The 12,323-nt window shown below is 61.7% G+C and carries 11 protein-coding genes; all 11 read right to left on the reverse strand.

Features of this window, described 5'->3' with window-relative positions:
• Positions 1-127: 127 nt before the first annotated feature.
• The gene (locus CI15_RS05835; RefSeq protein WP_062125173.1) at positions 128-904 is read right to left on the reverse strand and encodes an ABC transporter ATP-binding protein; all 777 of its coding nucleotides are present in this window, start codon (positions 902-904) and stop codon (positions 128-130) included.
• Positions 904-2,688 (reverse strand): branched-chain amino acid ABC transporter ATP-binding protein/permease, encoded by a 1,785-nt coding sequence (locus CI15_RS05840; protein ID WP_062125175.1) that lies wholly within the window; start codon positions 2,686-2,688, stop codon positions 904-906. The genes CI15_RS05835 and CI15_RS05840 overlap by 1 nt, the downstream gene beginning before the upstream one ends.
• Before the next feature lie 4 nt (positions 2,689-2,692).
• Positions 2,693-3,748 carry a branched-chain amino acid ABC transporter permease gene (locus tag CI15_RS05845; protein ID WP_062125178.1) on the reverse strand — a complete coding sequence of 352 codons (1,056 nt, stop codon included), beginning with the start codon at positions 3,746-3,748 and terminating at the stop codon, positions 2,693-2,695.
• A gap of 220 nt (positions 3,749-3,968) precedes the next feature.
• Positions 3,969-5,129: an ABC transporter substrate-binding protein gene (locus CI15_RS05850; protein ID WP_062125180.1), complete on the reverse strand. Its 1,161-nt coding sequence runs from the start codon at positions 5,127-5,129 to the stop codon at positions 3,969-3,971.
• A 415-nt stretch (positions 5,130-5,544) separates the two neighbouring features.
• Positions 5,545-6,711, reverse strand: a complete 1,167-nt coding sequence (locus tag CI15_RS05855) for an ABC transporter substrate-binding protein (protein WP_062125182.1) — start codon at positions 6,709-6,711, stop codon at positions 5,545-5,547.
• 35 nt (positions 6,712-6,746) lie between these two features.
• The gene (locus tag CI15_RS37120; RefSeq protein ID WP_162532568.1) at positions 6,747-7,025 is read right to left on the reverse strand and encodes a hypothetical protein; all 279 of its coding nucleotides are present in this window, start codon (positions 7,023-7,025) and stop codon (positions 6,747-6,749) included.
• A gap of 246 nt (positions 7,026-7,271) precedes the next feature.
• A complete protein-coding gene (locus CI15_RS05860; RefSeq protein WP_062125184.1) occupies positions 7,272-8,243 on the reverse strand; it encodes a branched-chain amino acid ABC transporter permease in 972 nt (323 codons plus the stop codon).
• Positions 8,243-9,127, reverse strand: a complete 885-nt coding sequence (locus CI15_RS05865; RefSeq protein WP_062125186.1) for a branched-chain amino acid ABC transporter permease — start codon at positions 9,125-9,127, stop codon at positions 8,243-8,245. The genes CI15_RS05860 and CI15_RS05865 overlap by 1 nt, the downstream gene beginning before the upstream one ends.
• A 190-nt stretch (positions 9,128-9,317) precedes the next feature.
• Positions 9,318-10,532 carry an ABC transporter substrate-binding protein gene (locus CI15_RS05870; protein ID WP_062125188.1) on the reverse strand — a complete coding sequence of 405 codons (1,215 nt, stop codon included), beginning with the start codon at positions 10,530-10,532 and terminating at the stop codon, positions 9,318-9,320.
• 62 nt (positions 10,533-10,594) lie between these two features.
• Positions 10,595-11,353, reverse strand: a complete 759-nt coding sequence (locus CI15_RS05875; RefSeq protein WP_062125190.1) for an ABC transporter ATP-binding protein — start codon at positions 11,351-11,353, stop codon at positions 10,595-10,597.
• Positions 11,350-12,129: an ABC transporter ATP-binding protein gene (locus tag CI15_RS05880; RefSeq protein ID WP_062125193.1), complete on the reverse strand. Its 780-nt coding sequence runs from the start codon at positions 12,127-12,129 to the stop codon at positions 11,350-11,352. The genes CI15_RS05875 and CI15_RS05880 overlap by 4 nt, the downstream gene beginning before the upstream one ends.
• Positions 12,130-12,323 lie beyond the last annotated feature (194 nt).

Raw genomic sequence — 12,323 nt, forward strand, 5'->3', positions numbered from 1 at the left:
TGGGCGAATTATAACGGGTTCGGTTTCGGCCCGAATTTCGTCCGGATGGTGGAACAATAAAAAAGCGGTGTGTTTCACGTGAAACACACCGCTTCCAGAGACAGCAGCCTGCGAGAAAAGTGCGGGCTTAAGCGACTTTTTTCGCCAGGCCGAGATAGGTTTCAATCACCCGCGGATTCTGCGCGAGGTCTGTTGCCGGTCCCTCCAGTGCCAGCTCGCCCGTTTCCAGCACGTAGCCGTAGTCCGAAATCTGCAATGCGGCGCGCGCGTTCTGCTCGATCAGCAGGGTTGCGACACCGGTCTGCCGCAGCGCGCTGATGATGTGGAAGATTTCCTTCACGATCAGGGGTGCGAGACCGAGGCTCGGCTCGTCCAGCATCAACAGATCGGGTTTGCCCATCAACGCGCGGCCGACCGCCAGCATCTGGCGCTCGCCGCCAGACAGCGTGCCGGCCGCCTGCTTGCGCCGCTCCTTGAGTCGCGGAAAGAGTTCGAATACCGGTTCCAGCTGATCGAGAAAGTTGCGCTCCCCTGCCCGCTTGCGGCGGTACGCGCCGAGCACCAGATTGTCTTCGACCGTCATCGATGAAAACAGCTCGCGCTTTTCCGGTACCAGACACATTCCGAGCGCGACTCGTTTCTCGACCGGCACCGCGCTGACGTCGTCGCCCTGATAGGCAATCGTCCCTTTCGCATGGCCGGTGGTTGGCAACGCACCCATGATCGCGTTCAGCAGCGTCGATTTGCCAGCACCGTTCGGGCCGATCACGGACACGATCTGCCCCGCACGCACCTTGATCGCCGCATTGTGCAGCGCCTCGACCTTGCCGTAGCGGACCGACAAACCATCCACCTCGAGAATCGGCCCGGCGGCCGCCACGCCCGTCGTCATTGAGTTTTCCATCATTCCACCCCACCCAGATACGCTTCGAGCACCGCCGGATCCTGCTGCACTTCCTGCGGCAAACCTTCGGCGATCCGCGTGCCGAATTCCATCACCACGAGCCTGTCCGTCAGATTCATCACGAAATCCATGTCGTGCTCGACAAGCAGCACGCTCATGCCTTCCGCCTTCAGTCGGCGCAGCAGATCGGCAAGCTGCAGCTTTTCCTGATAGCGCAGACCGGCGGCCGGTTCGTCGAGCAATAGCAGAGTCGGATCGCAGCACAGCGCGCGTGCAATTTCGAGAATCCGCTGCTGACCCAGCGCGAGGCTGCCCGCTTCGTCATACATATGCTGTTCGAGGCCGACCCGGCGAATCTGCCGGGCGGCTTCGGCCATCAACCGCGCCTCTTCCACGCCGTTTAGCCGCACGACGCTGCGCCACACGCCCGCATGGCCACGCAGATGCGCGCCGATCGCGACGTTCTCGAGCACGGTCATGCCCGGCAGCAGCTTCACATGCTGGAACGTCCGGCCGATGCCACGCTTGACGATTTCACGTGAACTAAGCGCATCGATGCGCTCGCCGCGGAATGTGATCTCGCCGCTCGTCGCCTGCAGTACGCCGGTCACGAGATTGAACGTCGTCGACTTACCTGCGCCGTTCGGTCCGATCAGCCCGATGATCTGCCCTGCCTTGACCTCAAAGCTCACGTCGTTCACCGCGACGAGGCCGCCGAACTGCTTGCGCGCCTTGTTCACCCTCAACAGGTCTTCACCGGCCTGCGGCTTGCTGCGCTGCGGCAGAGGCTCCGCATGATCTGCGAGATGCGCGCGCGGGCCGCGCGGGAAGAAGCGCGCAACGAACGGCCACACGCCCTGTCGCGCATACTGCAGCAGCAACACCATGATGATGCCGAACACGATCACTTCGAAGTTGCCGTTCTCACCGAGCAGTTTCGGCAGCAAGGTCTGCAGATAGTCCTGCAACACGGTCAGGATCGCCGCGCCGAGCACCGCGCCCCACACATGCGAGACGCCGCCCACCACCGCCATGAACAGAAATTCGATGCCGTGATTCAGTCCGAACGGCGTGGGATTCACCGCGCGCTGCAAGTGTGCGTACAGAAAGCCCGACACTGACGCAAGCACCGCCGCATACACGAAGATCACGACGCGCATCCAGCCGGTGTTGACGCCCATCGCCTCGGCCATCAAACCACCGCCGCGCAACGCGCGAATCGCGCGACCCGGTCGGCTATTAAGCAAATTCTGAACAGAGACGACCGCACCGAGCACGACCACCCAGATCAGGTAATAGATATGTCGTCCGGACTCGAGGTTTATCCCAAAAACATTCAACACGGGGATGCCGTTGATCCCATCGTACTTGCCGAGCATCTCCAGATTACCGAACAGGTAGAACAGCGCGAGCCCCCACGCAATCGTACCGAGCGGCAGGAAATGGCCCGACAGACGCATCGTCACGAGACCGAGCATCAGCGCGATCAGCGCGGTCACGATCACGCCCGCGATCAACGCGAGCCACGGCGACACCCCGAAGTTCGTCGTCAGATACGCAGTCGCATAGGCGCCGACGCCGACGAACGCCGCCTGTCCGAAGCTCGTCATCCCGCCGATACCCGTCAACAGCACGAGGCCGATCGCGACGATCGAATAGAGGCCGATGTAGTTCAGCAGCGTGACCCAGTACTCGGGCACATGAATCGGATGCGGCAGCACCGGCAGCGCGAACAGCACCACGAGGAACAACCAGAAGAACTTCTTTTGCATGATCCGTTTCATCGCGTCACTCCTCTTCCTCTTCGGCGTGCGGGCTCGCAAGACTGCGCCACAGCAGCACCGGGATGATCAGCGTGAACACGATCACTTCCTTATAAGCACTGGCCCAGAACGACGAATAAGACTCCAGCAGACCAACGAGAATCGACCCGGCCGCCGCGAGCGGATAGCTGACCAGACCGCCGATGATCGCGCCGACGAAACCCTTCAGACCGATCAGGAAGCCCGAGTCGTAGTAGATCGTGGTGAGCGGTGCGACGAGGATGCCGCACAGTGCACCGAGCCCCGCCGCGAGCGTGAACGCCAGGCGTCCCGCCTGCGTCGTCCCGATGCCGACGAGCCGCGCGCCGAGCCGGTTGACCGAGGTCGCGCGCAACGCCTTGCCCGAGATCGAACGATCGAAGTACAGATACAGCGCACCGATCAGCACGACGGCCGTGCCGATCACCCAAAGGCTTTGTCCGGAGACCGACAACGTGCCGATGTTGAACGTCGCATCGGAAAACGCGTTGGTGCGCGAACCTTCCGCGCCGAACATCACGAGCCCGAGACCGACCATCGCGAAATGAACGGCCACCGCGACGATCAATAGCAGCAGCGTGGTCGCTTCGGCGATCGGCTCATACGCGAGCCGATAAACGAACGGCCCCATCGGAATCACGATCAGCAGCGTCAGCGCGATCTGCACGATCATCGGCAGCGGCTGCAGAAAGATGCCGCGCGTGAGCGCGTAGACCGCGATCGGAAACAGCAAGTACTTCCCTGCCAGCACGGGCAGCGTGCGCACCGCATGACGGCGCCGCTCCGCATGCCGCAACACGGCCGCCGTCTCGACGACGAAGCATGCGGCACCCATCGCCATCAACAGCCAGCAGGTCGCCGGAAACTTCTGCGTCTGCAGCGCGGCGAGCGTCAACGCGCCATACGAAACGAACTCGCCTTGCGGGATGAAGATCACCCGCGTGACGGAGAACACCAGCACCAGCGCAAGCGCGAGCAGCGCGTAGATCGCGCCGGTCGTGATGCCGTCCTGCGCGAGGATCGCCGCAATTGATAGATCCATACTTCCTCGTCCTGAAGCGTCGAAATCGAAAAACCGGGAAACAGTCCTGACGGTGCGGCTCACAGCCGACCATCGATCTGCAATGTCTGAAAAGACAACCGCCGCGCCGGGACACGGCGCGGCGGTCGATGCCATTGTCATCGAACACAATGGCAATGCGGCGTCATGCACCGCAGATTGCGCGAGAGGCGCGTACCGCTAGTTGTCTTTGTAAATGGTCTTAGTCGTTCAGCAGCTTCCACTTGCCGTCGACGACCTGCACGATCACGCGTGCGCGCTGGTCGAGGCCGTTGTGGTCGGTCGCCGTGGTGTTCATGATGCCGTGCGACACCGGCAGCTCCTTGATGTTTTCAAGCGCGTTGCGCAGCGCCACGCGGAACTCCGGCGTGCCTGGCTGTGCGCTCTTCAGCGCGACCGGAATCGCGGCCTGCAGCATCTGGCCGGCGTCCCATGCGTGACCGCCGAAGGTCGCGACCGAACCCACGCCATACGCCTTCTCATACGCGTTCTTATAGGCTTCGGACGATTTCTTCACCGGGTTCGAGTCCGGTAGCTGATCGACGACGAGAATCGGACCGGCCGGCAGCAACTCACCGTCGCAATCCTTGCCGCACACGCGCAGGAAGTCGTTGTTCGCCACACCGTGCGTCTGATAGATCTTGCCCTTGTAGCCACGCTCCTTCAGTGTCTTGGCCGGCAACGCCGCCGGTGTGCCCGAGCCCGCGATCAACACCGCGTCGGGATTCGCGCCCATCGTCTTCAGCACCTGGCCCGTCACCGATGCATCGGTGCGGTTGAAGCGCTCGTTCGACACGATCTTCAGGTTGTGCGCTTTCGCCGCGGCGTCGAACGTCGTATTCCAGCTGTCGCCGTAGGCATCCGAGAAGCCGATGAAGCTGACCGTCTTCACCCCATGGTGCTGCATGTAATCGGCGATTGCATCGGCCATCAGGCTGTCGTTCTGAGGTGGTTTGAACGCCCATGCGCGCTTCGCATCCATCGGCTGGATGATCGCGGCCGATGCCGCGAGCGAGATCACCGGCGTCTTGCCTTCGGCGGCCGGATCGAGCATCGCGAGCGAATTCGGCGTCACGGTCGAGCCGATGATCGCGTCGACATGGTCTTCGTCGATCAGCTTGCGCGTGTTCTGCACGGCCTTACTGGTGTCCGAACCGTCATCGAGAATGATGTACTGCACGCTCTTGCCGCCGATCTCCTTCGGCAGCAATGCGATCGTGTTTTTCTCTGGAATGCCGAGCGATGCGGCCGGCCCAGTCGTCGACAGCGTGACGCCGATCTTCACCTGCGCGAATGCCGCCCCCGCGCCGCACATCAGCGCCATCGCGATGCCCGTGCGTACCCAATGCCTTGTCTTTTTCATTGCGAGTCTCCAAACGCCTTGAAAAGCGCCTATCTGTAAGCCGGCTTGCTGGGCCGGGTGTCTGAATCTAGTGAGCGGGCTCAGGTACGCCAAGCATGGTTTTCCCTGTTCGGCGCGCAGATCTTCGCCGCTATGTTGGGTACCGCTCCTCTCGCGTCGCGCGAGTGCGCATTCGCGTCATACGCCGCGTTTCTGTGTCGCGGCTCTATTCCGATCAACCACCCATAAACCACTAATATGTTAGTAGTTTGCGTTCTGCATTATCGACGGTCAAGAGAACGTGCGCCGAATGCGGGTTTGTCCTGAAGCAGCGAAACCACACTTTTGCACGTTGTAGAGACCAGTTCGGGCAATAAAAAAGACGCGTCAACTGCACGCGTCTTTTCGATGAGATCCCGTGGCGCAGAGCCTTCGCTCAGTCGCCGGCAAGCTTCCACTTGCCATCGACGATCTGCACCATCACACGCGCCCGCTGATCGAGACCGGCGTGGTCGTTCGCGCTCATGTTGAAGATGCCGTGCGACGCCGGCAGATCCTTCGTGCCTTCGAGCGCGGCGCGCAGCGCCTCACGGAATGCCGGCGTGCCTGGCTGGCCCTTCTTCAAAGCGAGCGGGATCGCGTGCTGCAGCAGCAGGCCGGCGTCCCATGCGTGACCGCCGAACGTCGATACCGAGCCCACCCCATATGCCGTTTCATACGCGTGCTTGTAGGCGAGCGCGCTCTTCTTCACCGGATTCGCATCGGGCAGTTGTTCGGCAACCAGCAGCGGGCCGGCGGGCAGCCAAGTGCCTTCGCAATCCTTGCCGCACACGCGCAGGAAGTCGTTGTTCGCGACACCGTGCGTCTGATAGTACTTGCCCTTGTAGCCCCGCTCCTTCAGCGTTTTCTGCGGCAGCGCCGCCGGCGTGCCCGCTCCCGCGATCAGCACGGCGTCGGGGTTCTGCGACATCATCTTCAGCACCTGGCCTGTAACCGACGCATCGTTGCGCGCGAAGCGCTCGTTCGCGACGATCTTGATCTTCGCGAGATCGGCAGCCTTGCCGAATTCCTTGAACCAGCTCTCGCCGTACGCATCGGAAAAGCCGATGAACGCGACCGTTTTCACGCCGTGATTAGCCATGTGCTGCGCGATCGCGGTGGCCATCAGGATGTCGTTTTGCGGCGTCTTGAACACCCATGCGCGCTTCGCGTCCATTGGCTCGACGATGCCCGCGGCCGCGGCCAGCGAGATCATCGGCGTGGAGGTTTCGGCGGCGACATCGATCATGGCGAGCGAATTCGGCACGACTGTCGAGCCAATCAGTGCATCGACGTGGTCTTCGCTGGTGAGCTTGCGGGCATTCTTTACCGCCTGAGTGGAGTCAGTCGCGTCGTCGAGAACGATGTAGTCGATTTTCTGGCCCGCCACTTCTTTCGGCAGCAGCGCAATCGTGTTCTTTTCCGGAATGCCGAGCGAGGCAGCCGGCCCCGTTGCCGACACGGTGACGCCGATTTTCACATCGGCAAATGCATGACCGCTCCATGCAGCCGAAACCCCGGTGGCGACCAATGCCGCGCTGATCCAACGCAATGCCGACTTCATCCTGCTCCTCGATTAACCCCGTTATTCAATTGCAATTAAATCCACTGATTTAATTGCCGACCCAGTGGTCGGTGAATAGCGAGTTTAGCGGACGTAAGCGCCGTGCTGCAAGCATTTCGCAGGCTTGTGATGTTTAAAAACAGCGGATTGCCGAGAATAAAAACGACTTGCGGATTAATCGTGATATTGAGTCGAAGCAAACCGAGAAATACAAATAAAAAAGCGCTGTTGGATATCAATCCAACAGCGCTTTCTTCTGGGCACTGAGTGCCTCGATTGTCTCCTCGTTCTCCACCTGCAAATTCGTGGTGCATCAGAACTGCATGAAGATTAAACGACCACCTAAGCAGTAACAACTAGCAATTACCCTAGTGGTGCACTGCGGCACCGAATTGGGGCACGGTCGGCGGATTTACTTTGCGCAGTTTGCCACAGGTTCGTTCAACTCTCTGATTCAGCGGACCTTCAGCAACCAGCGCAATTAAATCGGAGAGCGAACGAATGGCCGATCGCACTGCATCAAACACGCGGCCTTGCCGCGCGCCATCAAAACGATCACCTCAAGCCCGCAACGGCCGCACTCGCGCGACGATCTCCCCGACGATGCCGCGCCGGAACGCCAGCACACACGCGATAAAAATCAGCCCCGTGACGATCGTTACCGACTCGCCGAGCGAGCGGAACCAGTCGATGCCCGTCATCGACGCGAGCGCCGAACCGATATCGCCGAGCCGATCCTCGAGCGACACGATCAGCGCGGCGCCCAGCAACGGCCCGAACAGCGTGCCCATGCCGCCCACCAGCGTCATCAGGATCACGAGACCGGACATCGTCCAATAGGCATCGCTCAGCGTTTCGAAGCCTTGCACCAGCACCTTCAGCGAACCTGCGAGACCCGCGAGGCCGGCCGACAGAATGAAGGCGAGCAGCTTGAAGCGGTCGGTGTCATAGCCAAGCGATACCGCGCGCGGCTCGTTTTCCTTGATCGCGACGAGCACCTGCCCGAACGGCGAATGGACGATCCGCACGATCAGCAGAAAGGCCGCGACGATCACGGCGAGCACGACAAAATACAGCGTGACATCCGAAGACAGACTGAGCAGGCCGAACAGGTTGCCGCGCGGCACGCCTTGCAGCCCATCTTCACCGTGCGTGAACGGCGCCTGCAGGAACACGAAGTAGACCATCTGCGCGAGCGCGAGCGTCACCATCGCGAAGTAGATGCCCTGACGGCGAATCGCGAAGAAGCCGACGACGAGCCCAAGCAGCGTCGCCGCCGCGGTGCCGCTCACGACCCCGAGCTCCGGCGAAAAACCGAGCGTCTGAAGCGCATAGCCGGTTACGTAGCCGGCCGAGGCCAGAAACATCGCGTGACCGAACGACAGCAAGCCCGTATAGCCAATCAGCAGATTGAAGGCGGCGGCGAACAGCGCGAAGCACAACACCTTCATCACGAAGAGCGGATAGATGCCGAGCACCGGCACCGCGAGCAGCACGATCAGCAGCAGACCGTAGAGCACTTTTCTCTGCATCATTTTTCCCTGCCGAAAAGACCCGCCGGACGCACGAGCAGCACGAGCGCCATGATGACGAAGACGACGGTCGCCGACGCCTCGGGGTAGAACACACGCGTGAGACCTTCGACTATGCCGAGCATCAGGCCGGTCAGAATCGAGCCCATGATCGAGCCCATCCCGCCGATCACGACCACCGCGAATACGGTGATGATCATCGGCTGACCCATCAGCGGCGACACCTGAATCACCGGTGCCGCAAGCACGCCGGCAAACGCCGCGAGCGCGACGCCGAAGCCGTAGGTCAGCGTGATCATCAGCGGCACGTTGACGCCGAACGCCTCGACGAGCTTCGGGTTTTCGGTACCCGCGCGCAGGTACGCGCCGAGCCGCGTCTTCTCGATCACGAACCACGTCGCGAAGCACACGACGAGCGACGCGACGACCACCCACGCGCGATAGTTCGGCAGGAACATGAAGCCGAGATTGGTTGCGCCCGACAGCGCCGACGGCACGTCGTACGGCTGGCCCGACGAGCCGTAGATCGAATGAAACACGCCTTCGATCACGAGCGTGAGTCCAAACGTCAGCAACAGGCCATACAGATGATCGAGCTTATAAAGCCAGCGCAGCATCGAGCGCTCGATCGCAATGCCGACGAGCCCGACGATCAGCGGCGCGAGCACGAGCATCACCCAGTACGGCAGATTGAAATACGACAGCCCCATCCACGCGAGCATCGCGCCGAGCATGAACAGGGCGCCATGCGCGAAGTTGATCACGTTGAGCAGGCCGAAAATCACCGCCAGCCCAAGGCTCAGAATCGCGTAGAACGAGCCGTTCACGAGCCCGAGCAGAAGCTGGCTCAGCATCGCCGGAAGCGGAACGCCAAAGATGTCCATTGAAGCCCTTAGCCCTTCAAGCCATCGTCAAGGTGAGATCGGTGACGCACGATCCGGCCGGCACGCAACGGACGGTACCGCTGCCCATCACGTGCGGCATCTGAAACGATTAGCCGCCAGCGCGTGCCCTGCACCGCCGGCGGTCCTCTCAGGTCTGCGCGGTCCTCGACCGCTTACTCCACGCTCGCGCTTACTTCCACAGCGCGCAACGGGTCTGCGCCTTGGTCGTGAACGCCTGATCGCCCGGAATCGTCGCCATGATCTTGTAGTAGTCCCACGGCTCCTTCGATTCGGCCGGCGTCTTCACCTGCATCAGGTACATGTCGTGGATCATGCTGCCGTCCTGACGGATGTAGCCCTTCGCGTAGAAGTCGTCGATCTTCGTCTTGCGCATCTGCGCCATCACCTTGTCCGGATCGGTCGTGCCGACGGCTTGCACCGCCTTCAGATAGTTCATCGTCGCCGAGTAATCCGCAGCCTGCAGGCTCGACGGCATCTTCTTCATCTTGTCGAAGTAGCGCTGCGACCACTTGCGCGTGTCGGCGTCCTTGTTCCAGTACCAGCTGTCGGTCAGCACGAGGCCCTGCGTCGTTTCGAGGCCGAGGCTGTGCACGTCGTCGATGAACATCAGCAGCGCGGCGATCTTCATCGTCTTCGGAATGCCGAACTCCTTGGCAGCCTTGATCGAGTTGACCGTGTCGCCGCCCGCGTTCGCGAGACCGAGGATCTGCGCCTTCGACGCCTGCGCCTGCAGCAGGAACGACGAGAAGTCCGACGCCGACAGCGGATGACGCACCGCACCGAGCACCTGCCCGCCGTTCGCCTTCACGACGTCCGAGGTCGCTTTTTCGAGCGCCTTGCCGAAGGCGTAGTCTGCCGTCAGGAAGTACCACGTCTTGCCGCCCTGCTTCGTCACTGCCGAGCCCGTGCCATTGGCCAGCGCGGTCGTGTCATACGCGTAGTGGATCGTGTACGGCGTGCATTGCTCGTTGGTCAGCGTATCGGCGCCGGCGCCGACGTTGATGTAGACCTTGTGCTTTTCGCCCGCGACCGTGTTCATCGACAGACCGGTCGCCGAGTTGGTGCCGCCGATCAGCATGTCGACGCCATCGCGGTCGAACCATTCGCGAGCGCGCGATGCCGCGATGTCCGCCTTGTTCTGGTGATCCGCGTACAGCACCGTGATCGGCTTGCCGTTGACCTTGCCGCCGAAGTCGGCGACCGCCATCCGGATCGCTTCAAGACCGCCCTGCCCATCGATGTCTGCGTATAGTCCCGACAGATCCGTGATGAAGCCGATCTTCACGGCATCATCGGCCGCTTGCGCGCTGCCCAGCGTCAGTGCGGTGCCGGCGGCGACCGCGAAACAGAGTGAGGCAAGTCGCGCGAGTGGGTTCTTTGTCATGCGTGTCTCCTGGTTCTTCGCTTGTGGTTATCAGAGGCAGTCGGGCGCGTGTAGGTCCGTGTCTATACGCCCAGTAAATCGTGCAGTACCGGCATCTTGCCTTCGAGCTCGCTGGCCCCGAAACGCTCGACGATCATGCCGTGCTCCATCACATAGAAGCGGTCCGCGAGTGGCGCGGCAAAGCGGAAGTTCTGCTCGACCATCACGATCGTGTAGCCGCGCGACTTCAGCGTGATGATCATGCGCGCGAGCGCCTGCACGATCACCGGCGCGAGCCCTTCCGAGATTTCGTCGAGCAGCAGCAGATTCGCACCGGTGCGCAGAATCCGCGCGACCGCGAGCATCTGCTGCTCGCCGCCCGAGAGCCGCGTGCCCTGGCTCATGCGCCGCTCGTACAGGTTCGGGAACATCGCGTAGATTTCCTCGAGCGACATCATGTGCGCCTTGTCGCCGACGGGCGGCGGCAGCAGCAGATTTTCCTCGCACGACAGGCTCGAAAAAATGCCGCGCTCTTCCGGGCAATAGCCGATGCCGCAATGCGCGATGCGATGCGTCGGCAGGTCGATCGTTTCGCGTCCACCGATCCGGATCGAACCGGTGCGGCGCCCCGTGAGGCCCATGATCGCGCGCAGCGTCGTGGTGCGGCCCGCGCCATTGCGCCCGAGCAACGTCACGACCTCGCCGCGGCCGACCGACAGATCGACGCCGTGCAGAATGTGGGATTCCCCGTACCAGGCTTGCAATCCCGCGATTTCCAGCGCGGGTGCGCCGCTTTTAGTTTCGTTCGCTTCGAGGCCTTCGCGCTCGACCGTCGTATTCATGCGTGGGCTCCGGCGAGCGCCGCGTCGGCGCTGCCCATGTAGGCTTGCATCACGAGCGGATTCTTCGACACTTCCGCGTAGCTGCCCTCGGCGAGCACTTCGCCCCGTTGCAGCACGGTGATCGTGTCGGAGATACCGGCGATCACGTTCATGTTGTGCTCGACCATCAGGATCGTGCGGCCCGCCGATACTTTCTTGATCAGCGCAGTCACGCGGTCGACATCCTCATGACCCATGCCTTGCGTCGGCTCGTCGAGCAGCATCAATTCCGGTTCCATCGCGAGCGTGGTCGCGATTTCGAGTGCGCGCTTGCGGCCGTAGGCAAGCTCGACCGTCAACACATCGGCGAAATCGGTCAGGCCGACCTGGGTCAGCAGATCCATCGCGCGATCGTTCAGACGTTGCAGCGTCCGCTCGCTCTTCCAGAAGTGAAATGCGGTGCCGAGCGAGCGCTGCAAACCGATGCGCACGTTCTGCAATGCCGTCAAATGTGGAAATACCGCGGAAATCTGGAACGAACGGATGATGCCGCGACGCGCGATCTGCGCGGGGCGCTCGCTCGTGATGTCGACGCCGTTGAAAACGATCTGACCCGCGGTGGGTTCGAGAAATTTGGTGAGCAGATTGAAGCAGGTGGTCTTGCCGGCTCCATTGGGGCCGATCAGCGCATGGATGGAGCCACGGCGCACGCGCAGGTTCACCCCGTTCACGGCGACAAAGCCTTTGAACTCACGGGTGAGGCCGCGCGTTTCGAGAATCGTATCGCCGAGAATCATGTTCCCTTCCATACGGAGTAAGGCGAAGCACTACGATCTTCCGCGCGAAACCCCGCGCGACTTGTTATGTTGGCGGCACCCCTTGCCGCTCCTTGCGTGCTGCACCAATCTGGACGGTAATCCATGGTGCGGCGCGCAGCATGGCTGCCATTGTCGCGCCAATGATGCAGCGCATTCATTGGGATTTGCACTTA

Origin of the sequence: Paraburkholderia monticola (genome assembly GCF_001580545.1) — a bacterium.
GTDB lineage: Bacteria > Pseudomonadota > Gammaproteobacteria > Burkholderiales > Burkholderiaceae > Paraburkholderia > Paraburkholderia monticola.